The following is a 23,195-nucleotide window of genomic DNA, read 5'->3' on the forward strand; positions in this document are numbered from 1 at the left end:
TCGCACATGACCCAGCAACGCACTCTTAAAAACACCATTCGCGCCACCGGCGTCGGCCTGCATAGCGGCGACAAGGTGTACATGACGCTGCGACCGGCCCCGGTCGATCACGGCGTGGTGTTCCGGCGTGTGGACCTGGAACCGGTCGTCGAAGTCCCCGCCGATGCCGAGCTGGTCACCGAGACCACGCTGTGCACCGGGCTGACCTGCAACGGCGCCAAGATCCAGACTGTCGAACACCTGATGTCGGCACTGGCCGGCCTGGGTGTGGACAACGTCATCGTCGAACTGTCCTCGGCCGAGTTGCCGATCATGGACGGTTCGTCCGGCCCGTTCGTGTTCCTGCTGCAGTCGGCAGGCATCGTCGAGCAGAACAAGGCCAAGCGCTTCATCCGCATCAAGCAGCCGGTGGAAGTGCGCGAAGGCGACAAGATTGCGCGTTTCGAGCCGTACGACGGCTACAAGCTGGGCTTCACCATCGAATTCAATCACCCGATGATCCCGGCCAAGCAGTCGCGCCAGGAAATCGAGTTCTCCACCTCGGCTTACGTCAAGGAAATCTCGCGCGCCCGCACCTTCGGCTTCATGCGCGACCTTGAGTACATGCGCGAGCGCAATCTGGGCCTGGGCGGTTCGATGGACAACGCCATCGTGCTGGACGAGTTCCGCGTACTCAACGAGGATGGCCTGCGTTACACCAATGAATTCGTGCGCCACAAGATCCTGGATGCCATCGGCGACCTGTATCTGGCTGGCGGCGCCATCCTGGGCGCCTATGAAGGGTTCAAATCCGGCCATGCGCTCAACAACAAGCTGGTGCGCGCGTTGCTGGCGGATCAGGCCGCCTGGGAATGGGTCAGCTTCCCCGAAGGAACCGAGCAGCCGCCGGTGACCTACGCCAGCCCCGTCTACGCCTGAGATCGGCCCCCTGCCGCGTCGCTTTCGGTCGATGCGGCTTCGCCCGACGGTGCCCAGCTGCATGCGGGCGGCCAAACGCCCGCACGTCCCTGACGACCGCTCGCTGACTGCGTTCACTGCCTGACGATATGTCAGGGAATGCCGCAATTGGCATCGAAAGTGTGAGCCAGGTCGGATTTCAGCTCCGGTCTTAACTTTTATTTAAGACTTATCTAACTCCTGCGGGCGCCATGACCGCTAGGATGCGTCGGGTCGTGCGTGGTCTTCGCAATCTTTTCACGCGCTGCTGGCTGCCCGGAGACGGCGGCAAGGATGTCACCGCTTGGTCGGCAAGACGTCCTGCAAGGATGCCAGTGCCTCGCGCAGACCCTTGTGCGTGGCTTCGGACACCGGCCGTGGACGGTCGCGGTTCTGCTGTGTTGGGGAATGCAGCGGAGTGCTTGCCGTCTTGACGGTCACTGCGGTGGCCTTCAACCCGATGGATCGGGCGGCATCAAGAAGTTGGGTCTCGGCGAGCCGCACCTTGGCATGCCAGATCGGTGAATCAACCAGAAAAACGAGCTGTTCGCCTCGGACATTGGCCAACCGGCAACGGGTCGCCAGATGGGGCGGTAACAGGGGGCGCAACTGCCGGTCCAGCGCATCGAGCCACAAGGCTCGGCGCAAGGGGTCGCCAGCCTTTTCACCCAGCGCGGCCTCGATGGCCTGCTGCGGAGCGGAAGGGTTGTGTGCGCTGGATTTGGGCTTGGACATGACACTCATATGGCGTTGAAAAAAGTTGTAATCAAATCTCGACAAACCCGGGCGCAACGGTTGGCCCGACACGTCCAGGGTTTTGCCGCGGATCGACCGATGGTAGTCCTCGGCGCCGTTCTTGGGCTGGGCATGTTGATTGGCGTCGGCGCAAGCACCGCTACCGGCATGGTGACCAATTCCGCGCTGCAGGCCAAGGTCGCGCAGCAGCAGGTCGAGCTGGCCCAGGCGCAGCGCGCCTCGCAGGCGCAGGTCAATGCACTGGCCGCACGCATGGGCGAGCTGCAGGCGCAGGCCACCCGCCTCAACGCATTGGGCGAGCGGCTGACCGAAATGGGCAAGTTGAAGGATGGCGAGTTCGACTTCGACGAGCCGGTCGGCGTCGGTGGCGGCGATGAGCCGGTCAGCGACATGCCGGTTGAGTCGCTCAAGCAGACGCTGGGGCAGGTCGAACAGCAGTTCTCCGCCTCCGGCCAGCAACTGAACGTCCTGGCGGCGCTGATGTTCGATCATCAGCTCGAGCAGAATTCGGTGCCCTCGCGGATGCCGATCCGCAACACCTATATCACCTCGGGCTTTGGCGGTCGCGCCGATCCGTTCGACGGCGGCTCGGCCTTCCACAAGGGTGTGGACTTCCACGCCAACGTGGGCGACCCGGTGATGTCGGTCGCCGATGGCGTGGTCAGCTACGCCGGTGTGCGTGGCGGCTACGGCAACGTGGTGGAAGTGGATCATGGCAACGGCTACGTGACCCGCTACGCGCACAACTCACGCCTGGTGGTGAAGGTGGGCGATCTGGTGCGGGCCGGGCAGCAGGTGGCCAGGGCCGGTTCCAGCGGCCGTTCCACCGGTGCGCACGTGCATTTCGAGGTGTGGGCCGATGGCCGCGTGGTCAATCCGCGCAAGTTCCTGGGCGACACCACGACGCCGGTAGGGCGCCGAGGACGCGGTTGACGAAGGCATGGCACGCTCCCGCGGAGGTGCTTGATTCGTGAAGGCTCGCCCCAAGCTACAATAGGGTGTTGCCATGACAGGGCGCAGTGCGCCCTGTTTCGTTTACGGCGGTCGGGTCTTGGGACCGGCGTCGGTCAAACCGTTCCTTTTCAACCGGTTTCTTCAATGATCAACAGTCTGCTTACCCGTGTCTTTGGCAGTCGTAACGAACGCCAGCTGCGCCAGCTCACCCGCCTCGTCGCCCAGATCAATGCGCTGGAGCCGACGATCGAGAAGCTCTCCGACGCCGAGCTGCAAGCCAAGACCCCGGAGTTCAAGCAGCGGCTTGCCACCGGGCAGTCCCTGGACAAGATCCTTCCCGAAGCCTTTGCGGTGTGCCGCGAGGCCAGCCGTCGCGTGCTGGGCATGCGCCACTACGACGTGCAGCTGATCGGCGGCATGGTGCTGCATCTGGGCAAGATCGCCGAGATGCGCACCGGCGAAGGCAAGACCCTGGTGGCGACCCTGCCGGTGTACCTCAACGCGCTGCAGGGCGAGGGCGTACATGTGGTCACCGTCAACGACTACCTGGCGCGCCGCGATGCCGCGCAGATGGGCAAGTTGTACAACTGGCTGGGCCTGAGCGTGGGCGTGGTGTATCCGGGCATGCCGCATAGCGACAAGCGCGAAGCCTACGGCAGCGACATCACCTACGGCACCAACAACGAGTTCGGCTTTGATTACCTGCGCGACAACATGGCGCTGTCGCGCGCCGACCGCTATCAGCGCACTCTGCATTACGCGATCGTCGACGAAGTCGACTCGATCCTGATCGACGAAGCGCGCACCCCGCTGATCATTTCCGGCCCGGCCGACGAATCGCCGGAGCTGTACATCCGCGTCAACCGCATCGTGCCGCAGCTGACCAAGCAGGAAAGCGAGGAAGGCGAGGGCGATTACTGGATCGACGAGAAGGGCAAGCAGGTGCATCTGTCCGAAGCGGGCATGGGCCACGCCGAAGAACTGCTGATGCAGGCCGGTATCCTGGAAAACGCCGAAGACGGCCTGTACGCCGCGCAGAACCTGAGCGTGGTGCATCACCTCAACGCCGCGCTGCGTGCGCATGCGATCTACCAGCGCGATGTGGATTACATCGTGCGCGATGGCGAAGTGGTGATCGTGGACGAATTCACCGGCCGCACCCTGTCCGGGCGTCGCTGGTCCGACGGCCTGCACCAGGCGGTCGAAGCGAAGGAAGGCGTGCCGGTACAGCGCGAGAACCAGACGCTGGCCAGCATCACCTTCCAGAACCTGTTCCGCATGTACAAGAAGCTGTCCGGCATGACCGGTACGGCCGACACCGAAGCCTACGAGTTCCAGAGCATCTATGGCCTGGAAGTGGTGGTGATCCCGACCAACCGCCCGACCGTGCGCAAGGACCATCCGGACCAGGTGTTCCTCAACCGCAAGGGCAAGTTCAACGCGGTGCTGGCCGATATCGAAGACTGCGCCAAGCGCGGCCAGCCGGTGCTGGTGGGCACCACCTCGATCGAGACCTCGGAGATGCTGTCAGAGCATCTGCGCAAGGCCGGGGTGAAGCACGAAGTGCTCAACGCCAAGCAGCACGAGCGCGAAGCGACCATCGTAGCCAACGCCGGCCAGCCGGGCGCGGTGACCATCGCCACCAACATGGCCGGCCGCGGTACCGACATCGTGCTGGGCGGTTCGCTGGAATCGGAGTACCACGCGCTGGGCGAGGATGCGACCGAGGACGCGCGCTTCAAGATCAAGACCGATTGGCAGCGTCGTCATGACGCGGTCAAGGCGGCCGGCGGCCTGCACATCATCGGTACCGAGCGCCACGAATCGCGGCGTATCGACAACCAGTTGCGCGGCCGCGCCGGTCGTCAGGGTGACCCGGGTTCGTCGCGTTTCTATCTGTCGCTGGAAGACAACCTGATGCGCATCTTCGCCTCGGACTGGGTCCAGAAGGCGATGCGCATGATGGGCATGAAGGAAGACGACGTCATCGAAGATCGCCTGGTCAGCCGGCAGATCGAGAAGGCCCAGCGCAAGGTGGAAGCGCATAACTTCGACATCCGCAAGAACCTGCTGGACTTCGACGACGTCAACAACGATCAGCGCAAGGTGATCTACGCGCAGCGCGATGAGTTGCTGGATGCCGAGTCGGTGAAGGACAACGTCGACGGCATCCGTGGCGACGTGATCTATGACCTGGTCGCCCGCTTCGTGCCGCCCAATTCGGTGGACGAGCAGTGGGACCTGCAGGGGCTGGAAGCCACGCTGGAATCGGAGCTGGGCATGCCGATGGCGTTGCGCGAAATGGCGCGCACGCAGGAAGAACTGGACGCCGAGCAGATCGCCGCCAAGGTGCAGGCGGCGGTGGATGCGCACTTCGCCGAGAAGGAAGCGGCGGTGGGCAACGACACCATGCGCGCGCTGGAAAAACACGTGATGCTGACCGTGCTCGATCAGGGCTGGAAGGAGCATCTGGCCAAGATGGATTACCTGCGCCAGGGCATCTATCTGCGTGGTTACGCGCAGAAGCAGCCCAAGCAGGAATACAAGAAGGAAGCCTTCGAGCTGTTCTCCGAGATGCTGGAGAACGTCAAGCGCGAAGTGGTCAACCTGCTGGCGCGCGTGCGCATCCGCAGCGAAGAAGAAGTGGCCGAGCTGGAAGAACAGGAGCGTCTCCAGGCGCAAGCACGCCTGATGGCCTCGCAGTTCCAGCACCAGGATGCCGGCGGCTACGGTGCCGACGAGGAAGTGGAGCAGATGCAGGGCGGCAACGCACCGGTGCCGGTGTCGCAGGTCACCCGCGACGAGCCCAAAGTCGGCCGGAACGATCCGTGCCCGTGCGGCAGCGGCAAGAAGTACAAGCACTGCCACGGTCAACTCAGCTGAGCTGAGTTGACCGTGGCGCAGCCCGCGAAGCGGGCTGCGCACCAGGCATCCGCTACGCGGATGCCTGGTGCACGGTCATTGCTTCCGATCCCCGCGCCTTTGGCGCGCCCCCTTACCAAGGGGGCTCTGCTTACGGATGGGATCCTGAGGGGGTCTTGAAGCAGGAAAGGGGATATCGCAGACCGGGTACGAGGCCACGCTCAGGTTTCGCCGCCTTTGGCCAATTCCCTGCGAAGGCATGGCTTGCATCGTTGCCAGGCAACGACGGGACACCAACCGCATAGACGCTGGAAGCGTCCGGCGAGCTGTCTTGCGGTGGGCCTCGGCACGGCAGCTCTGCCGCGCGCTGTCCATCTCTCGCGGCGCCAACGCGGCGCCTTTTGTATGAGGCCTCTCCGCCGGTGCCACTGCGGGGCGTATGCTCGATCCACATCCTGCGTGGAGTGCGGTCATGGCACTGCTGTCCAGCCAGCAATTGAAGGTGTTCGTGCCTGCGCGCGATTACGCGCTGTCGCAGCGGTTCTATCGTGCGCTGGGATTCGTGCAGGAGGACGAGGTGGGCAACGTGACCTGCTTTCGGCACGGTGCGCACTGCGCGTTCCTGCTGCAGGATTTCTATCTGCGCGAGCTGGCCGAAAACCTGATGCTGCATCTGTGGGTGGACGATGCCGACGGGTGGTGGCAGCACGTGCACGACACCGGCCTGGGCGCGCAGTTCGGGGTGAGCTGCAGCGCGCCGGAAGACCGGCCATGGGGCGCACGCGATTTCACCTTGCACGATCCCAGCGGCGTGCTCTGGCGCATCGGGCATCCACTGTAGGCCGGGAGATTGGGGATTGGGGATTCGGGATTCGGGATTGGCAGAAGCACACGTGCTGCGCTTTGACCAATCTCGAATCCCCAATCTCCAATCCCGGCCCCCAAGCGATTGCACTGAACCGCACACTCGCGGCACTCTTGTTGCATGCCCGATTCCCTTCGATCCATCCACGTCGTTGCCGGCGTGATCACCGACCCGCGCGGCCGGATCCTGCTGACGCGCCGTACCGAAACCCGCGACATGCCCGGGCTGTGGGAATTTCCCGGCGGCAAGCGCGAGCCCGGCGAGACCTCCGAGCAGGCGCTGGTGCGCGAGCTCAATGAAGAACTCGGCATCGAGGCCCAGGTTGGCGAGTGGGTCATGGATGTGCCGCAGCTGTATCCGGACAAACGCCTGCGGCTGGAAGTGCGGCACATCACGAGCTGGAAAGGCAGTCCGCGCGGTCGCGAAGGTCAGGCGATGACCTGGGTGGCGGCCGACAAGCTGGCCCGCTATTCGATGCCGCCGGCCGACGTGCCGGTGGTCGGTGTGCTGCGTCAGCCCGACCGCTATCTGATCACGCCCGAGCCCGACGACGATGCGCGCTGGCTGGAGAGCCTGGGGCGCGCGCTGCAGGACGGTGTGACCCGCATCCAGCTGCGCGGGCGCCAGGTCGCGCCGGTGCGTTGGCAGGCGTTGTTGCACCAGGTGATGAACCTGCGCGGCCGTACACGCGCACAGCTGTTGCTCAATCGCGATATCGCACTGGCCGCGGAACTTGGAATCGGCGTGCATCTGGGATCGGAGCAGTTGGCCGGTTTGCAGGAACGTCCGCTGCCCGCAGAACAACCGGTGGCCGCCTCGTGCCATGGGCTGGAGGACTTGCGTCATGCGCAGCGGCTTGGCTGCGATTTTGCGGTGCTGGGTCCGGTGCAGGCCACCGCATCGCATCCGGCTGCGACACCGCTGGGATGGGACGGCTTCGAAACCCTGCGCGAGCAGGTGTCGTTGCCGATCTACGCGCTCGGCGGCATGCAGGCGGCCGACCTGCGCGAAGCACGCTCGCATGGCGCGCAAGGCATTGCGGCAATCCGCTCGCTCTGGCCGCAGTGATGGCGGCCGCTGCGCGCTAGCGTTATCGATGCACGCCATTGTCCAAACCCGCCGCATCGGCGGCGCAATTGCCTCACGTGTTGCGTGGGCTTTACCGCAATCGCAGTGACTGCGCCGGAAGCGACCAACAAACGCGGTGAGCAGCCAGCAGAGGGTGCGAACAGCGCGCATGGAACGGTGGGTTGATGCTGGGGCGTGGCCCAATCCGCCAGCATCGGCCACGCCCGCCTTGCAGTTGAGCAGTGGTGCCTTACTTGCATGTTGTCAGCGCTGACCGGAGATCACTCACGTGCTTGAACTTTCGCTGGAAACGAGCGCGGAACTTGACCGTCTGTGCGCGCTGGGCGATCGGCATGCCGACGCAGGCGATTTTCCTTCGGCGCTAGCGGCGTATCGCTCGGCCTGGAACTTGTTGCCGGATCCCAAAGAGGACTGGCATGCGGCGACGTGGATACTCGCTGCGGTCGGGGATGCCAACTTCCGCAGCGGAGATTTTACGGCGGGTCGGGACACCCTGTCCCGTGCCATGCACTGCCCTGGCGCACTTGGGAACCCGTTCATCCATCTGCGACTTGGGCAGTGCCAACTTGAGCTTGGCAATCTTGATCGCTCGGCAGATGAGCTGATGCGGGCTTACATGGGGGACGGCCCCGAAGTGTTCGCCAGCGAGGATCCCAAGTATCTGGAATTCCTGAGCACGCGTGCAAACGGTATTGAATTGCCTCGCAAGACATCCAGGTGGACCTTCTGGAAGTGAGTGCTCGCCATCCATCAAGCCGATGCCGTTTCGGGGAGCGGCTCACCGCAGGTCCCTGTCGGCCTTAAAACGTCACCCAAAAGCAGTTGTACTGCCGGCGCAGGCGCAACACGCTACGCGCGGGAGTGCCGCTGGCGAGGTTTTGTTCCAGGCGCAGGCCCCATGGGCGCGGGCGTGTGGGTGCGGGCAATGGCGCATCGATCGCGCTGCCGTCCAGCGATGGAGTTGCCGCGGCGGTGTCTGCATCCCAGGTGGGCGGATCGGTCTGCGGATACATCGGTGCGATGTCCAGCAGCGGGCGTTGCACGATGGCTTCCAGCCGGCTCAGCACCTGGTTGGCCGCCGCGTCGGACTGCCCGCTCCACAGGTAGAGGCTGGACAGTCGATTGACGTCGCGGCTGTCCACGGCGCTTTGCAGCAGCGACACCAATTCGCTCAGCCGGCGTGGGCAGCCATAGCGGTGCAGCCCGGTATTGCCTTGCGTGCGCGGGGACGGTGGTGCGCGCACTGCAGCGCCCACGTCTTCGCAACGGCGGTCGGTGAACATGGTTTGCCCGTCCGGCGTGACGCAGCGACGGATCTCCTGTGCCTGCACGCGGTCGGCGGCAGGCAGGCAGAGCAGCAACACCAGCGCTGGCAGGAAACGAAACATCCGCGCAGCGTAGCCGGGCGCGTGTGAGCCGGCGAGAAACGCGAGGGTCGCGCGCTCGCACGTGGTGTGGCCGGGCGCACCTGCATGCATTGAACCGTGTGTACCGGCAGGTTGCCGCAAGTGGGCCGAGCCGGGGGCCGGGCTCAGCGCCCGAGCAGCTGCAGCACCTGCGTGGTCGGCTTGGCCAGGTTGAGCGTGTAGAAGTGCAGCGCCGGTGCGCCGCCTGCGATCAGGCGCTCGCACAGGCTGGCCACCACTTCCGCACCGAATGCCCGCACCGCATCGGCATCGTCGCCGTAGGACTGCATCTTCTTGCCGATCCAGCGCGGGATCTCGGCGCCGCATTGCTCGGAAAAACGCCGTAGCTGCGAGAAATTGGAGATCGGCATGATGCCGGGAACGATCGGCACCTCCACGCCCATGCGTTGCACCGCATCGCGAAAATGGAAGTAGGCATCGGCGTTGTAGAAATACTGGGTGATCGCCGCATCGGCACCGGCATCGACCTTGGCCTTGAAGTAGCGCAGGTCGCTCAAGGCATCGACCGCTTGCGGATGGGTTTCCGGATACGCGCCTACTTCGATACGGAAGGCATCGCCGTGCTCGGCGCGGATGAAGGCGATCAGGTCCGAGGCATAGCGCAGGTCGCCCGGGTGCCCCATGCCCGAGGGCAGGTCGCCGCGCAGCGCAACGATGCGGGTGCAGCCGATGGTGCGATACAGCTTGAGCAGTTCGCGGATCTCCTCGCGGCTGCCGCCGACACAGGACAGGTGCGGCGCCGCCTCGAAGCCGTGCTTCTGCTTGAGATGGCGTACCGTCTCGGAGGTGTAGCTGAGCGTGGAGCCGCCGGCGCCGAAGGTGCACGACACATATTCGGGTGCATAGCCCTTCAGCCTGGTCGCGGTGCGCTCCAGCTGCGCACGCTGGTCGTCGTTCTTGGGCGGGTAAAACTCGAAGCTGAGATGCGTCATCGCGGCGGGTCCGGCGGATCGTGCCCGCATAATATCGCTTCATCGCGATGAATGCATATTTGGTTGCGAGTGTCCCGATCGATTGCGGGCGATGCCAGCGTGCAGGGACGACCGCATGGCCGGGGCTGCTTGCATGCGCCGGCCGCGCGTCGGCGTGCGCGCCAAGCTCGGCTAGCCCGCGCCACGTGATCGGAGCGCGACATGCAAGAGCAGCAAATGGAGGTCATCGCCGAATCGTTGGGCCGCATCCGGGTTGCGTTGGCGCGTGGTGTCGGCGATCTGGCGCTCGCCTCGGCCTAGGGCGTGTTATGTACCTTGAGGTGAGTGCGAAGCGTCCTGTGGCGCGTCGAGACAGGGTGTGCAGCGGCAGTGGCATCGCGCGCCCTACGCCGGGCATTGACATCTGCCTGCCTACACTGGGCGCCCCTTTGACGGAGCGCCTTGATGTCCGACAACACGATGACCGCCATCGCCATCCGCGATGGCAAGGGCGATGCCGACGCGCTGTATGTCACCGAGCAACCGCGCCCGCGGCCGGCGTCCGGGCAGGTGCTGATTCGTGTGCATGCGGCGGGCATCAATCGCCCGGATCTGCTGCAGCGCGCCGGGCATTATCCGCCGCCGCCGGGCGCGCCGGAAACGCTGGGTCTGGAAGTGGCCGGCGAGATCGTGGAGCCGGCTGGTCGCTGGAAGGTGGGCGACCGTGTCTGCGCATTGCTTGGCGGTGGCGGCTATGCGCACTATGCCGCGGTCGATGCGCGGCATGTGCTGCCGATTCCCGCCGGCATGGATCTGGTGCATGCGGCCGCATTGCCGGAAACCCTCTTCACTGCCTATGCCAATCTGTTCGAGCATGGCCGCTTGGCGGCCGGTGAGTGGCTGCTGCTGCATGGGGCAACGTCCGGGATCGGCGTCACCGCGATCCAGATGGCCAAGGCGGCCGGTGCGCATGTATTGGCCACTGCGCGCTCGGCCGGCAAGGCGGCGCAGGCGCGCGAGCTGGGCGCCGATGTGGCGATCGATTCCACCAGCGAGTCGTTCGTGGACGTGGCCAAGGCGCATGGCGGCGTGGACGTAGCGCTCGACATGGTGGGTGCGGCGGTCTTTGCCGATACGCTGGAAGCGCTCAACCCGCGCGGGCGCATCGTCTATATCGCCTCGCAGGCCGGTTCGACCATCGAGGTGCCGATCCCACAGCTGATGCGCAAGCAGGCCATCCTGACCGGATCGACGCTGCGTCCGCGCACTGCCGACGAGAAGGCCCGCCTTGCTGCGGAAGTCGAGCGCGTGGTGTGGCCATGGATCGAACAAGGCAGGATTCGCGTGCTGATCGACAAGCGCTTTCCGCTGGGTGAGGTGGCTGCAGCGCATCGCTATCTGGAGCAGGGCAGCCATCTGGGCAAGGTGGTGCTGGAAATGTGAGCGTCCGGTCCAGCTACCCGTCCTGCGAGTGCAGGGCGGGTCGCTGGCGACGCCGCGGGCCGGGGGGAACGATAGCGCTGCGTCATTGCCGCCTGCCGAACAGCCGTCGGCGTTGTGCTTGTGGCGCCCGCATGGCCGGCCTGGTGGCGTTGGCGCTCGCTTGCCCGCCCGCCATCGCGACCGCCCGCGTTCCAGGTGCGCACAGACGTCGTTCGAGAGCTCCACCAGGCGTCCTCGCTCAACGCCGAACAACTTCGCATGGCGCGGAGTGAATGGTCATACCTGCTCGTAACAATCCGCAGCCGATGTATTCATTCTCGACAGCGAAGGAATCGAACGATGCGGAAATCCCTGGGTATGGCATTGCTGGCATCCACCATGACCGTGTGCGGCGCGGGCACCGCGTACGCGGCGACGTCGGATCTGCCGGCCTCCGGCCAGTGGCCAGCGGTCAGCGCCAGCGCGCCGATGGCGCCGGAGCGCGTCCTGCAGATCAGTCTCGTGCTCAGGCCGCGGATGGACGCAGCCGCGCAGCACGCGGCGATCGAGTACTGGTTGATGCGCGATGCGGCCGACCCGCTGCTGCGTGGCGCGCTGGACCACACCGCTGCGGCTGCTGCCAGCGACATTGCACAAATCAAGGACTACCTGCGCAAGCACGGCATCAGCGATGTGCAGGTCGTATCCGATGGTCGCGTGTTGCAGGCCACTGCAACGGCGGCCGCACTGCAGTCGGCGTTCGCGGTGACGCTGCGCACGGGCACTATCGACGGGCGTGCGGTGTACTTCAATCAGGATGGGATCGTTCTTCCTGACGCCTTGCGCCCACTCGTGCAAGGCGTGGTGGGGCTGGATAACCGCAGCACTGCCCGATTGACCCACCGCTCGACCGTCCCCGCCGATGCGCGAGTCGCTGTCGATCGGGGACTGGGTACAAGTGCCGCCCTTGCGCGCAGTAGCGGCGCCTCGGAAGCGGTGCGGCATAGCGTGGAAGAGCTGGGCAGCGTCTATGGCGCGAACGCGCTGGCACCTGCCAGCGGCGTTGTCGGTGCCATTATCGCCGCCGGCAATCTGGAACAGACGCTGTCGCGTCTGCAGCATTTCCAGACGCTGCACGGCCTGCATACGCCGGTCACGGTGGTGACGGTGGGCGACCCGGCAGCGCCGGGTTTCCGCTCCACGGCAGATAGCAAGAACAACGAAACCGAGTGGGACATGGACACGCAACTGCTGGTCGGCAGTGCCGGCGGACTGAGGCAGTTGATCATCTACAACATCCCGGACTTTTCCTGGAAAAGCATGACCGATGGCCTGGCGCGTGCGGCCGACGACAACCTTGCGCGTGTGGTCAGCATGTCGATCTACGCACCGGAAGCCGAAGTGGACGACACGATCTTCCAGGCCATCGATGCCAGCGTTTCCAAGGCGGTCAGGCAGGGGCAGAACATCCTGATCTGCAGCGGCGACGACGGGATCTATCAACCCTTGAGCGCGCGTGCGACTGCGCCGTATTACGACAGCCTGCTGGGGCATCAGGACCAACGCCAGGTCGCGTTTCCCGCATCGGACCCGTATGCAATCGCGGTCGGTGCCACAGAGCTGCAGACCAGGACCGGAAGCGCCGGCACCTATGCGGCCGAGCGCGTCTGGAATACCGGTGTGGGCCGCCAGATCAGCCAGGGCGGCCTGAGCCGGGGGGCCGACGCGCCGCAGTGGCAGAAGGCCGCGATCCCCGCACAGGTAAGTTCCGGACGCCGCGCCGTGCCGGATGTCAGTTTCAACGGTGCTTTTTCCAGCAGCGCAGAGGTCCTGTTGACCGATGCGCAAGGCCGCGAATTCCGTGGATACGTCTGGGGCACCAGCGCCGCCACGCCGACCTTCGCCGGCTATGTCGCGCGGTTACTGCAGTCGCACCCGAATCTGGGTTTCATCGGTCCGCAGCTCTATCGCTATGCGAGCCAGCGCGGCGCTGCGCAGCGCAAGCATGATGTGCTGGCAGGGACCAATGGCCTGTATGGCGATGGCTATGTGGCCGCTAGCGGCTGGGATTTCGCATCGGGTTGGGGCAGCCTGGATATTGCCGATTTCGACCGCTTCCTGGCCCACGCCTCACCCTGATCCTGGGCATCGCCATGGCGTGCGGTGCCGGCATGATCGGTGCCGCACGCCAGGCGACTGCCAGCGATCACATCGTCGTGTCGACCACCGCTTCGATGTGGTGGCCGTCGGGGTCGATGACGAATGCGGCGTAATACGCATCGCCATAGTCGGGTCGCAAACCGGGCGCGCCGTTGCTGCGACCGCCGTGTCGCAGTGCGGCCAGATGGAAGGCGTCCACTGCTGCAGCAGTGCTGGCTGCGAATGCGAGATGGAATCCGCGGCCCGGTGCGCACTGCGTCGCCTGTTGTTGTTTCAGCGCCAGGCAGTCTTCGCCACCGGGGTGGCCGTAGCCGACGGCCTGATCGAGCGTGCCCGGTTCCAGGTCCGACCACACCCGCACATAGCCGAGTGCGCCAAGCACGGCGTCGTAAAACGCGGCCGAGGCCGCGATGTTGCCAACGCCAATGGAGACGTGATGCAGCATCGATGCAGTCCTGCGACGAGGGGCACCCACGTGCCGGCCGACGATCCTGGGCCGTGCGCAGGCCGTGCGTCAATCGTTGCCGTGGCGTCTCGCAATCGGCACGGCGGCCTGTATCGCAGCTGCCGTCAGGCACTGCAGCTGCGCAGCGCTGACGGAACCGCTGCATGGCGCCCGTGCAGGTATAGCAAAACAAGCAGGAGCGATGTCTCGCAGCGGGCCATGGCCTGACCGTACACTGCGCCGTCGCAGGTGTGTGGTCGCAGGTCTGGCTACACGTTGCGTCGGCCCGACGCCTTCGCCGCAGGCAGCGCAACGCGGCGGGCATGCCCCTCCTCACCAGCACGAAGGTTTCGATGAAGCATCCAGACGCATTGCGTATTGCCCTTGTCGGTATCGGCAAGATCGCCCGCGACCAGCACGTGCCGACCATCGCCGCGCGTGCCGACGTGCAGTTGGTGGCCACAGTGAGCCGGCATGGCACGGTCGACGGCGTCCCGGCGTATCACACCCTGGACGAAGCGTTCGCCGCGCATCCGGAGCTTGAAGCCGTGTCGTTGTGCACGCCACCGGTGGGGCGGCATGCATTGGCGCAGGCGGCGTTGAACGCTGGTCGGCATGTCTTTCTGGAAAAGCCGCCGGCCGCCACGCTTGCCGAGATCGACGACCTGCGCAAGGTGGCGCAGCACGCGCAGCGCAGCCTGTTCACCAGTTGGCATTCGCGTTGCGCGGCCGGCGTGGAACCCGCGCGCGCATGGTTGGCCGACAAGCAGGTCGTGCGTGCGCATATCACCTGGAAGGAAGACATCCGCCACTGGCATCCGGGGCAGGACTGGATTCTCGAACCCGGCGGCATGGGCGTGTTCGATCCCGGCATCAATGCATTGTCCATCGCCACCCATCTGCTGCCGTGCAGCTTCGCACTGCATCAGGCCGAGCTGCACACACCGCAAAATCGCCAGGCGCCGCTGTACGCCAGGCTTGCGTTTGTCGATACCGCCGGCGTGCCGGTCACGGCCGAATTCGACTTCCTGCAGACCGGCCATCAGCGCTGGGATATCGAAGTGGAAACCACCCAGGGCGTGCTCATGCTCAGCGAAGGCGGCGCCAAGCTGCATATCGACGGGCAGGCGCAGGCTGTGCCCGCATCCAGCGAATACGATGGCCTGTACCGGCGATTTGTACAGCTGGTGCGTGCCGGCGAATCGGAGGTGGATGTCGCTCCGTTCGTGCATGTGGCCGATGCGTTTCTGCTCGGGGCGCGCACGGTCACCGCACCGTTTGCCTGGTAATCGACGGCGCCGTCCTGGCAGTCGTGATGACGAACAACACCGGCCATCGGTCGGTGTTGTCGTGCCGCAATCGCATGTCTGCACGGTTGCCGCAGCGCCATGGCGTCACACGTCCGCCCGCAACCTCGCTGCCGCCGGTGCCGATCAACGGCTTTCCAGTGCCACGTCGTCGCGCTCGATGTTTTCGGCAGTGCGCACATCCGCCCCCGAGATGGGGGAGCTCACCGGCCTGCGCAACGCGGGGGTGATCTGCGCGCGGAAACGCCTGACCACCCACGTCTCATCGAGCAGGGCAAACGCGAAGAAGCCCAGCAAGGTGCCGGCGACCAGTGTGGGCGCATGCGTAAACGTGCCCGGCAACAACAGACTGAGCCACAGGAAGATGTTGGGCGAGGTCTGCAGCAGGTGGATGTCCGCCGCAATGCCGGCATCGATACGCTTGCCGGTCACGCTCTGGTGTGCGCGTAAGTACACGGCACTGCCCACGCGGCAAGCCAGCAGGAGCGTAAACGGCAGCAGCAGCGCTCCCCAGGCCTGCCAACCGCCCTGCGTCAACGCGTGGACGAGCGCGCTTCCTTCGGTGCGTAGCCCGACCAGCAAGGCCATCGGCACCATCGTCAATGCGCCCACCCAGCCCCAGTTGGTGGCGAGCTTGCCGGCTGCGATCGGGCGCGCCCGACGCCATCCCTGTGCGGCCAGCGAGGGCAGCGCCAAGGCGAGCAGCAGCACCACGAAAAACCGCTCCAGCGCATGCGCGTTGCCCAGCAGCGCGCGGTGATCCACAAACAACCCCAGCAGGAGCAGCGGCAATAGCACCGACAAGACGAGCGTGTAGCGCGCTGCGAAGAAATAATCGCCGCCGCGCGCCAGCGAGAAGGTCGGCACCGACAATGCCGGCGGCACGATCAGTAACAGGCCGATCACGTGGATCCATTCGTTGTAGAACTGTGTGAGCAGCAGCATGGCGCAGAACGCACGTGCCACGCTGATCACGCACAGCGCAATGTTTTCCGGCCCCCGGGTCAGGCGCAAGGCACCGGCCTCGATGCGTACCGACAGGAAGAACGCATTGACTGCCAGCAAGACGACGATGGCCGTTGTGCTGGCAATATGCGGCACACGCACGCCCGCGCACGACAGCGCGAAGCCGCCTGCCGCGGCGATCAACATCCATTGCAGCAGATGGATTTCGGTCTGCTCGCCCAGATAGTTCATGCGCGAGGAACTGCGCGCAGTCATCTGCCTGAGCTCGTCCCACGACAGCGGCCGGGAATTGGGTAGCCGAAAGTCGATGTAGTCGGCAGGTGGCAGGCCGGAGGCGATCAGCGCAAATACCTCGACGATGTATTTGTGCGCCACCACCAGGACCTGCTTGCCTTGCCGGTCCAACGGCGCGAGCACGGTGTCGTAGTAATGCTTGCAGCGGGCGTACATGTCCATCCAGTGTTCGCCATCGGGCGGTGCGCCGTCGGCATCGTGGAAGCAGACGTCGTAGAGACGGTGACCGATCGACTTCTTGATCAAGGTCTTGTTCTTGCCGGCGAAGATGCCGAAATCGCGTTCCACCAATGCAGCGCTGGAGATCACCTGCGGTGGTGCGGTGACGCCTTCCAGGATGATGCTTGCGGTTGCCTGCGCGCGTTCGAGTGTGGAAACGTGGACCTGATCGAAGTGCAGCCCGCGTTGGCGGACGTAGTCGGCTGCCTGACGCGCCTGGCGCCGGCCCAGCGGAGTGAGTGGCGAATTCTGCGCGCCTGCAAAATAGTTCTGTTCGTTTGCGAGCGACTCGCCATGACGGACGAAGTACAAAGGCATCGGCTGGGCTCCGGTAATGCACCACTGGTCGGTGAGACCGATCGCGTTGCAACACGAGTTGCCGACATGGCGCCTGCGCAGCTGTCAGGCGAGCGCTGATGGATGCGGGATGGGCCGCGTCTCCGTCGGTGCCTCGCCGCATCATCCCGCTGGACGGTTGCGCGCGACGTTGGGTCGGTCATTGCTCATGCGGCGATGCCATCGGCTCGCGGTCAACCGGCTGCACGCCAGGCAGATGGGCCAGCATGCATCCGGTTGCCGGTAGGTCCGGCGAACCGGGCATTTCGTTGCGACGCGCGCGCTGTTTCTATCGATCGATTCATCCGCTGGCCAAGAATGTGTCGATCGCACCCGGCTGCATCATGTCCGCGTGATCGCATGCGCACAGCGTCGTTGCGTCAAGCGCAGCGATCGCCCCGCCCGCACACGCACAACGCCTGCGCACGCGATGTGCGGCGCAGGCGTTGACTGATGCGGTCAACAAGCGTGGCGATCACGCCGTCGTCGTGTTGGCGGCGCGCGTGCGAGATCCGGGCACTGCCTGGTGTAAAGGTGGGATTTACATTGCCTGCTCATGCAGGCAGCGCCGATGGGTGCATGGCTGCGCTCCGGATCAGCGTCGCCACATCCGCGTGCCACGTGCCGGCAGGGTGAAGGTGTAGGAGCTGCTGGTGATGCGCACCACGTTGCCCGAGCCCAGCGCGTCTACGTAGTCTGCATTCCAGTACAGCACGCTGTTGTTCATGCCCACGGTGGTGGTGACCGGATTGCCGCATTTGTTGATGCCCACGATGCCCAGGCTGCCGCGACGGAACAGGATGTGGCAGGAACTGGACGACAGCACCTGCATGTCGGTGCCCTGCACGCCGTTGTGGAAGCCGATCATGCGGCGCAGGTCGTCGCGCTGGTAGGCGTTGACCCAGCGGTTGTCGCCGCTTTCGTTGTTGTCGGTGTAGACCATCGGCATGCCGCCGTTTCGACCGATCAGATAGGCATAGGCAAGGGTTTCGTCGACCGGGTCAAGAATGGCGTAACGGAAGCCGGCGTTGTTGGGGATGTCGTGCGTGATGGCGAAGGTCACCGCGCGATTGCCCGGTAACGCCTGCCCGGCGCTGGCCGGGTCCACCAGCTGCTGCATGCTGGCACCCACGGCAAAGGCATTGCGCACTGCGTTGAACAACGGGAAGTCGTATGCAGCATGCGGCGTGGATTGCAGATACGGCGCAAGGAACTGGTCGTAATCGCCATTGCCGGTGCCGCCGCCGGTGATCACCTCGCCGAACACATAAACGCCGGAGCGGATGCCGGCATCGAAGACGCGGTTCAGATGATCGAAGGTCATGTGCTTGGCCGCATCCACGCGGAAGCCGGTCACGCCCAGGCCCTTGAGCGCCTGCAGGTAGGCGCGCTGCTGTTGCACCACCCAGTCGTTACCGACCAGATCCGGCAAGCCCGGGTCGCTGCCACCGCCGCAGATACGATAATTGCGCACCTGGAAGGCGTCGTTGTAGTTGCTGATGCACTGCGCCGGGCCGAAGTCGCTGGCGCTCAGAAAGTTCGACTGCAAGGTGCCGAACAGGCGCAGCGAATCGTACCGTCCCGGGTTGGCTGCGTACTGCGACAACACCGCACTGCCCGGGTAGTTGAGGTCCGAGCGCGTCGCCGCTTCGTTGGCCATGTGGTTGAGCACCACGTCGGCATAGGTTTCCACCCCGTTGTTGGCCAGTGCCTGCACCATGCGCGAGAACGCGGCCGTGTCGCCCAGCGGTCCATCGATCACGCGCAGATCCTGCGGTTGATAGCGCGCCCACCACGCGCTGCCCTGCGAACGAGTGGCCGGCGCCACCAGAACCTTGCGATAGCCGGCGTCGGCGATCTGCTTGGCGCGCGCTTCCACGGTGGCATAGGGCCAGTTGAAGGCATGCAGGATGACATCGGCCTGCACATTGGCGGTGGTCAGCAGCAAGATCACCGCCGTCAGCAGCAGGCGGCCGCATCGCTGTGTGAGCGAGGGTGGAGCATGAGCAGGCGTGCTATGCATCGGATGATTCTCCAGTCGGTGAGCGCGAGCATCCGCGCAGTCCGCGATGCCCGCATCAAGGCCTCCGGCCCCTGTTCCGGAAAGCGCGCGCACGGCGTGCAGCGCGTGGCGATGCTAAGCGCGCATCGCGCCGCAACATCGGTGTTGTGCATACGTATTCAATGCGACAGAGCGCCAAACTGCGTGCGTGGTTGGACGGCAACAGCGCGATGGGTCGCACAACTTGCGCCGCATCCGCTGCGCCTGGAGCGCATGGCATCGAGCCGTTTGGGTGACTGACGCAGGTGGTCAGCGACGTGTTGCCATCGACAAGGGCCGTGGCAGGACTGGACTGCGGCAGGCAGCGCCCTGTCGATGTTCGCCGTGCGACCAGAGCGCGCTCGACGTTGCAACGTATTTGAAGCTGCCTTGAGCGGTCGATGCACCAGCACCAAGGAGAAACGTTGCAGGCAACAGGGGGCGCCACGCACTGCGCCGGTGCAGCCTACGCCGCACCTGCTGGCCGACAGCGCTCAGCGATACACGTGGCGGAGCTCATCGCGTGTGTGCAATTCCTGCAGCTTGGACAGCGGTAGGTCGATGTGCTCGTCGGTGTAGTACGCCGGCTGCCTGGCGGTGCTGCCGCCGGCATCGCGCTCGGCGCCTTTCCACTTGCTGAAGCCCTTTTGCGGCAGCGCCAGGCTGATGGTGTCGCCGTTGACGCTGTGTACCCGCACCACACCGTAGGCATGTCCATCGTAGGCGCCAGGTGCCACCGTCTGCAGGTCCACGGTGTACAGGTCTCCTGCCGCAGGCTGCGCCAGCAGCGCGTTGTCCTGCTTGGATGTCTGCGATGCGCTGTAGGCGCCAAACAGCACCAGCAGCGCGATCAGCCCCAGCAGCACCAGGCCGCCAAACCGGCGGTAGGCAGGAATCGGCGGCTTGCCCCGAGACGCTTCGAAGGTCTTGGTGTCCAGCGGGGTGCTGTGGTTGCAGCCGTCGCACACGCGCAGATACTGCTTCTTGGTGACCCAGCTGAAGATGTACCAAAGGTGCGCATAGCGGTAATGCAGGACATTGCGAAAACTGCGTTGTTGCGCGCATTGGTCGCAATGCGCGCCGTCGGCGGCTCCGAGTGCGATGGCGTCGCCGCCCGATCCCCAGATGATCATCATTCGTCCTTGAATTGTATGGAAGTGGCACATCATAAGCGCTGCGTGGCCGGTCGCGCACCTGCCCGGGCGGCTGGCGGCGACTGATGCGCAGCGGCCCGGACCGGCGACGAAGGTGCCTGGCGCGTGTCGCGTTAAACTAGCGGCTAATTCACTGCCGATGTCTGCCATGCGTAATCCACTGCAAGAACAGCTGCTCAAGGCTGGCCTGGTCAAAAAAGCCCAGGTGGACAAGATTGCGCGCGAGCAGGTCAAGCAGCGGCATGCCAAGGGCGGGGCGGTCACGCCTGCCGATGCCGACAAGGTGGATGCGGCGCGGCTGCAGGCCGAGCGTGCCGAGCGCGATCGCGCGCTGGCCGAGGAGCGCAACGCGCAGCTGCGCAAGCAGGAAGTGCTGGCGCAGGTGCGGCAGATCGTGGAGACCAGCAAGGTCAAGCGCGAAGGCGAGATCGACTATCGCTTCAACGACGGTAGCATCATCCGCAGCGTGCTGGTCAATCCGGCGCTGCGTGGCCAGCTGGCCAGTGGCGCACTGGTGATCGTGCGGCATGGCGACGGATTCGAGCTGATTCCGCGTGCGGCGGCCGACAAGGTCTATAGCCGCGATCCAGGCACGGTGGTGCTGGATCATGCGCGCAACCCCGCCCCCTCATCGAGCGACAGCGACGACGCGTACTACAGCCAGTTCAAGGTGCCCGACGATCTGATCTGGTAAGTGACCGCGCGTTGGCCCGCGCGTTACCCTGGCGCTCTTTGCCGCCGGCCTGTTGCCATGTCGATCGTTCTTACGCCGTTCGCCCGCACCCGATTGTTTCCGCGCGATGGCCGTCGCAATGCCATCCAGGACTGCACGGCCGAGCAATTCATCCAGCATCTCAACGACGCGCCACCGCTGCGCGTGATCGAAGGCTACGCGCCGTTCTGCCAGCTGCATGTGCATCGCAACTGGACCAGCACCCGCTGCCTGACGGTGCCGATCAGCGCAGAAAACCGTCACCTGCTGCGCTGCGGCTACGAAGCACGCAATACACAGGAATTGTCGGTCCTGGTGCGTTGGTTCGAAGGCGTCGAGGCGCCGGTTGCCCGGTACATGCTGCCGATCCTGTATAGCCGCGATCAGCTGACCAAGGAGGGCTCGCCGATCGACGCCGATTGGGGCGTTGTCGGTTGCCTCTACACCAACGAGCCGGAAGAAATTCCGATGGCGCCCATCACCATGCTGCGTAATGCACTGGGCGTGGAAGAGGGCGGCTCCGGTGTGGCACTGGACCGCGATGCCTACCGGCGCAGCGTTGCGTTCTGGGAACGCAATGCGAATTGGCGGCCGTAGCAGGTAGATCGCGCGCGCCGTATCGTGCGAATTCGCGCAGCACGGATAAGGGGCTGCGCTTGAAGCCGGGCAGGTCGGCAGCGCTGTGTCGCCTCGCCGCCGCAGGCGCATCCTTTCGCCGAGCGTGACGCGTGGTTGCACGTATGGCTGCAGGGTCGAGCTGCGTCCGCTGTTTGCCGACTCAGCGCAGCCCGACATGCCGATGGCTGTCAGAACCGGTACTCGGCATTGACCGAAGCCATATCGGTGCTCAGATCGACATCGAATTTTTTGGCGTTGTAATGGTCGTAGCCGGCGCCGATGCTGAAGTGCTCGCCCAGGTTGTAGCCCACGCCGGCGCCTGCATACCACGATAGCTTGTCCAGGTCGGCGCGCTCGGACACGCTGTCATTGCGCAGGCCCTGGCCCTTCCAGCCGTACAGTCCGCCGCGCATGCTGGCATACCACTTCTCGCCCAGTGCGAAGCGCTGATTCAACCCGACCGTCCACCCACGTAGCTGGCTCTGGTCTTCCACGACCGCATCACCGTTGAAGAGGTTTTTCGCCTGGATATTGCCAAGATCGTTGTAGCCAGCTTCCAGGCCAAGCGATAGCCACGGAAACAACACATTCCAGCGATATCCGGCGGAGACGTTGTAGCCGGTATCACTGCCATCGTAGGGCCCGCTCTTGAGCGAGGTGCGGCCGACGCCGCCGTTGACGAACCAACCCGCACCGTCGCCGGATGTGGACTGCGCGAAGACATCGGGTGCAGCCGTCAGTACCAGCGCCGAGAGCGCCAACGTGAGCATGCATTTTTTCATGACGGGTTCTCTTGAAAGTGCGAATGCGGCAGGGAATCACCAACGCAGGCCATGACCGGGCGCAGGCGTTGCGGCGCCATGGTGGTCAGCGGAGTTTGGAAAGTTATTAGCCGCAGCGTGTGCGCAGCAGCCGACCTTCTCAAGCGCAGCATTGCGCCGATTGCACCTGGCGAGCAGGCGGCAGCCCAGACGCAAATGCGTGCTAGCCGACGCCGAGCACGGGCATGCCTGGGGCAACCCATGCGATGGTGGTGATCGCGCCTTGCACCAGCCCCTGATCCCTGCGATGCGCGAAGACAGCCGCCGGCGGCCAACCCGCAGGTACGTCGGCAAAGGGAATCTGCAGTGATTGCAGCAGGCTGAGGATGTCGGGAAGTTCTTGAGAGCTCTTGAAGCTCAGGCTGATGCCGTCTTGCAGCGAAGTGCCACGCGTCGGTAATTTCTGGCGCATGCCACTGTCGCAGATGACATGGGCATGGTGATCCAGCACAGCAGAAACATGGTTCATGCGTTGCAGCCGATGCTCAGATCTCGCTGAGGATATGGCTGCGGCGCTGTTGGTAGTCCGCGTCCGTGATCAATTGCTGCGCCCCCAGCGGGTCCAGCTCCAACAGTGTGGCTTGAGCGTTCTTTGGCGCTGCTGACCCTGTCGTTGCCACAGTCGATTTGCGCGACGCGCGCTTTGCGACCCAGACGATCAGGCTGATCACGGCAGCAATGCTGCAGAAGAAGAAAAGAACGATGATCCAGTGCCAGATGCTGAAGCCGCAAATGTTGGTTACTTTCGACGATGGGTCGCTGGATTCCAGGGTGTGTTGCTCGAGGTGTTGCACCGATGCGATGCATGTGGATGTAGCCGCATGGCGCGAACGCAGAGTGATCGCCATGTGGGGCCGCTTCTACGCAGGCCACCAAGCATCCGGCAAAGAAAACGGGCGC

General features: G+C 64.7%; 21 protein-coding genes. 11 read left to right on the forward strand and 10 right to left on the reverse strand.

The window, feature by feature from the left end; all coding sequences use genetic code 11:
• Positions 1-6 precede the first annotated feature (6 nt).
• Positions 7-918 carry a UDP-3-O-acyl-N-acetylglucosamine deacetylase gene (gene lpxC / locus Y887_RS01200; RefSeq protein ID WP_046962616.1) on the forward strand — a complete coding sequence of 304 codons (912 nt, stop codon included), beginning with the start codon at positions 7-9 and terminating at the stop codon, positions 916-918.
• Between the two features lie 315 nt (positions 919-1,233).
• Here lpxC and Y887_RS01205 read toward each other — a convergent pair whose 3' ends face one another.
• Positions 1,234-1,680, reverse strand: coding sequence for a DciA family protein (locus Y887_RS01205; protein WP_084725890.1), 447 nt, complete (start codon positions 1,678-1,680; stop codon positions 1,234-1,236).
• Between Y887_RS01205 and Y887_RS01210 the strand changes: the two genes are divergently transcribed.
• From Y887_RS01210 to Y887_RS01230, 5 genes are all read left to right on the forward strand, one after another.
• Positions 1,681-2,625 (forward strand): M23 family metallopeptidase, encoded by a 945-nt coding sequence (locus tag Y887_RS01210; RefSeq protein ID WP_046962617.1) that lies wholly within the window; start codon positions 1,681-1,683, stop codon positions 2,623-2,625.
• A gap of 165 nt (positions 2,626-2,790) precedes the next feature.
• Positions 2,791-5,529: a preprotein translocase subunit SecA gene (gene secA / locus Y887_RS01215; protein ID WP_046962618.1), complete on the forward strand. Its 2,739-nt coding sequence runs from the start codon at positions 2,791-2,793 to the stop codon at positions 5,527-5,529.
• Between the two features lie 451 nt (positions 5,530-5,980).
• Positions 5,981-6,349 carry a VOC family protein gene (locus Y887_RS01220; RefSeq protein WP_046962619.1) on the forward strand — a complete coding sequence of 123 codons (369 nt, stop codon included), beginning with the start codon at positions 5,981-5,983 and terminating at the stop codon, positions 6,347-6,349.
• 144 nt (positions 6,350-6,493) lie between these two features.
• Positions 6,494-7,441, forward strand: coding sequence for a Nudix family hydrolase (locus tag Y887_RS01225; RefSeq protein ID WP_046962620.1), 948 nt, complete (start codon positions 6,494-6,496; stop codon positions 7,439-7,441).
• Positions 7,442-7,730: 289 nt separating this feature from the next.
• A complete protein-coding gene (locus Y887_RS01230; protein WP_046962621.1) occupies positions 7,731-8,198 on the forward strand; it encodes a tetratricopeptide repeat protein in 468 nt (155 codons plus the stop codon).
• A gap of 64 nt (positions 8,199-8,262) precedes the next feature.
• Here the strand turns inward: Y887_RS01230 and Y887_RS01235 are convergent, their stop codons facing one another.
• Positions 8,263-8,940, reverse strand: a complete 678-nt coding sequence (locus tag Y887_RS01235; protein ID WP_046962622.1) for a hypothetical protein — start codon at positions 8,938-8,940, stop codon at positions 8,263-8,265.
• A gap of 53 nt (positions 8,941-8,993) precedes the next feature.
• Complete coding sequence (gene metF / locus Y887_RS01240) at positions 8,994-9,821, reverse strand: methylenetetrahydrofolate reductase [NAD(P)H] (protein WP_046962623.1); 828 nt, start codon at positions 9,819-9,821, stop codon at positions 8,994-8,996.
• Positions 9,822-10,265: 444 nt separating this feature from the next.
• Between metF and Y887_RS01245 the strand changes: the two genes are divergently transcribed.
• Both Y887_RS01245 and Y887_RS01250 read left to right on the forward strand, forming a co-directional pair.
• Positions 10,266-11,243 (forward strand): NAD(P)H-quinone oxidoreductase, encoded by a 978-nt coding sequence (locus tag Y887_RS01245; RefSeq protein ID WP_046962624.1) that lies wholly within the window; start codon positions 10,266-10,268, stop codon positions 11,241-11,243.
• A 339-nt stretch (positions 11,244-11,582) separates the two neighbouring features.
• Entirely contained in the window at positions 11,583-13,361 is a 1,779-nt protein-coding gene (locus Y887_RS01250; protein ID WP_046962625.1) for a S53 family peptidase, read from the forward strand.
• Between the two features lie 67 nt (positions 13,362-13,428).
• Here Y887_RS01250 and Y887_RS01255 read toward each other — a convergent pair whose 3' ends face one another.
• Positions 13,429-13,827: a VOC family protein gene (locus tag Y887_RS01255; protein WP_046962626.1), complete on the reverse strand. Its 399-nt coding sequence runs from the start codon at positions 13,825-13,827 to the stop codon at positions 13,429-13,431.
• Positions 13,828-14,180: 353 nt separating this feature from the next.
• On the opposite strand from Y887_RS01255, the gene Y887_RS01260 reads away from it, so the two are divergent.
• Positions 14,181-15,116, forward strand: a complete 936-nt coding sequence (locus tag Y887_RS01260; RefSeq protein ID WP_046962627.1) for a Gfo/Idh/MocA family protein — start codon at positions 14,181-14,183, stop codon at positions 15,114-15,116.
• A gap of 144 nt (positions 15,117-15,260) precedes the next feature.
• Here Y887_RS01260 and Y887_RS21250 read toward each other — a convergent pair whose 3' ends face one another.
• From Y887_RS21250 to Y887_RS01280, 3 genes are all read right to left on the reverse strand, one after another.
• On the reverse strand, positions 15,261-16,931 hold the full coding sequence (locus Y887_RS21250) for a histidine phosphatase family protein (protein WP_245879348.1): 1,671 nt from the start codon (positions 16,929-16,931) through the stop codon (positions 15,261-15,263).
• Positions 16,932-17,544: 613 nt separating this feature from the next.
• On the reverse strand, positions 17,545-18,915 hold the full coding sequence (locus tag Y887_RS01275; protein WP_162199142.1) for an alpha-amylase family protein: 1,371 nt from the start codon (positions 18,913-18,915) through the stop codon (positions 17,545-17,547).
• Positions 18,916-19,484: 569 nt separating this feature from the next.
• Positions 19,485-20,123 carry a hypothetical protein gene (locus Y887_RS01280; RefSeq protein ID WP_245879347.1) on the reverse strand — a complete coding sequence of 213 codons (639 nt, stop codon included), beginning with the start codon at positions 20,121-20,123 and terminating at the stop codon, positions 19,485-19,487.
• 169 nt (positions 20,124-20,292) lie between these two features.
• On the opposite strand from Y887_RS01280, the gene Y887_RS01285 reads away from it, so the two are divergent.
• Entirely contained in the window at positions 20,293-20,838 is a 546-nt protein-coding gene (locus tag Y887_RS01285; protein ID WP_046962630.1) for a DUF2058 domain-containing protein, read from the forward strand.
• A 57-nt stretch (positions 20,839-20,895) separates the two neighbouring features.
• Positions 20,896-21,453: a DUF3228 family protein gene (locus tag Y887_RS01290; RefSeq protein ID WP_046962631.1), complete on the forward strand. Its 558-nt coding sequence runs from the start codon at positions 20,896-20,898 to the stop codon at positions 21,451-21,453.
• Between the two features lie 209 nt (positions 21,454-21,662).
• Here Y887_RS01290 and Y887_RS01295 read toward each other — a convergent pair whose 3' ends face one another.
• The 3 genes from Y887_RS01295 to Y887_RS01305 all read right to left on the reverse strand — a co-directional run bounded on the left by Y887_RS01295 (position 21,663) and on the right by Y887_RS01305 (position 23,143).
• On the reverse strand, positions 21,663-22,256 hold the full coding sequence (locus Y887_RS01295; RefSeq protein WP_046962632.1) for a porin family protein: 594 nt from the start codon (positions 22,254-22,256) through the stop codon (positions 21,663-21,665).
• 202 nt (positions 22,257-22,458) lie between these two features.
• Complete coding sequence (locus Y887_RS01300) at positions 22,459-22,764, reverse strand: hypothetical protein (protein ID WP_046962633.1); 306 nt, start codon at positions 22,762-22,764, stop codon at positions 22,459-22,461.
• A 16-nt stretch (positions 22,765-22,780) separates the two neighbouring features.
• A complete protein-coding gene (locus Y887_RS01305) occupies positions 22,781-23,143 on the reverse strand; it encodes a hypothetical protein (protein WP_245879346.1) in 363 nt (120 codons plus the stop codon).
• Positions 23,144-23,195 lie beyond the last annotated feature (52 nt).

The sequence above is a fragment of the Xanthomonas pisi DSM 18956 genome, assembly GCF_001010415.1.
Taxonomy (GTDB): Bacteria; Pseudomonadota; Gammaproteobacteria; order Xanthomonadales; family Xanthomonadaceae; genus Xanthomonas; species Xanthomonas pisi.

Excerpts from the sequence above, each read along its gene's own strand:
- Y887_RS01250 (WP_046962625.1), top strand. The coding sequence starts at position 11,583 with ATGCGGAAATCCCTGGGTATGGCATTGCTGGCATCCACCATGACCGTG.
- Y887_RS01255 (WP_046962626.1), bottom strand. The coding sequence starts at position 13,827 with ATGCTGCATCACGTCTCCATTGGCGTTGGCAACATCGCGGCCTCGGCC.
- Y887_RS01285 (WP_046962630.1), top strand. The coding sequence starts at position 20,293 with ATGCGTAATCCACTGCAAGAACAGCTGCTCAAGGCTGGCCTGGTCAAA.
- Y887_RS01280 (WP_245879347.1), bottom strand. The coding sequence starts at position 20,123 with ATGATCATCTGGGGATCGGGCGGCGACGCCATCGCACTCGGAGCCGCC.
- Y887_RS01220 (WP_046962619.1), top strand. The coding sequence starts at position 5,981 with ATGGCACTGCTGTCCAGCCAGCAATTGAAGGTGTTCGTGCCTGCGCGC.
- metF (WP_046962623.1), bottom strand. The coding sequence starts at position 9,821 with ATGACGCATCTCAGCTTCGAGTTTTACCCGCCCAAGAACGACGACCAG.
- Y887_RS01245 (WP_046962624.1), top strand. The coding sequence starts at position 10,266 with ATGTCCGACAACACGATGACCGCCATCGCCATCCGCGATGGCAAGGGC.
- Y887_RS01210 (WP_046962617.1), top strand. The coding sequence starts at position 1,681 with ATGGCGTTGAAAAAAGTTGTAATCAAATCTCGACAAACCCGGGCGCAA.
- Y887_RS01305 (WP_245879346.1), bottom strand. The coding sequence starts at position 23,143 with ATGGCGATCACTCTGCGTTCGCGCCATGCGGCTACATCCACATGCATC.
- Y887_RS01205 (WP_084725890.1), bottom strand. The coding sequence starts at position 1,680 with ATGAGTGTCATGTCCAAGCCCAAATCCAGCGCACACAACCCTTCCGCT.
- Y887_RS01225 (WP_046962620.1), top strand. The coding sequence starts at position 6,494 with ATGCCCGATTCCCTTCGATCCATCCACGTCGTTGCCGGCGTGATCACC.
- secA (WP_046962618.1), top strand. The coding sequence starts at position 2,791 with ATGATCAACAGTCTGCTTACCCGTGTCTTTGGCAGTCGTAACGAACGC.
- Y887_RS01300 (WP_046962633.1), bottom strand. The coding sequence starts at position 22,764 with ATGAACCATGTTTCTGCTGTGCTGGATCACCATGCCCATGTCATCTGC.
- Y887_RS21250 (WP_245879348.1), bottom strand. The coding sequence starts at position 16,931 with ATGCCTTTGTACTTCGTCCGTCATGGCGAGTCGCTCGCAAACGAACAG.
- Y887_RS01295 (WP_046962632.1), bottom strand. The coding sequence starts at position 22,256 with ATGAAAAAATGCATGCTCACGTTGGCGCTCTCGGCGCTGGTACTGACG.
- Y887_RS01235 (WP_046962622.1), bottom strand. The coding sequence starts at position 8,940 with ATGCATGCAGGTGCGCCCGGCCACACCACGTGCGAGCGCGCGACCCTC.
- Y887_RS01290 (WP_046962631.1), top strand. The coding sequence starts at position 20,896 with ATGTCGATCGTTCTTACGCCGTTCGCCCGCACCCGATTGTTTCCGCGC.
- Y887_RS01260 (WP_046962627.1), top strand. The coding sequence starts at position 14,181 with ATGAAGCATCCAGACGCATTGCGTATTGCCCTTGTCGGTATCGGCAAG.
- lpxC (WP_046962616.1), top strand. The coding sequence starts at position 7 with ATGACCCAGCAACGCACTCTTAAAAACACCATTCGCGCCACCGGCGTC.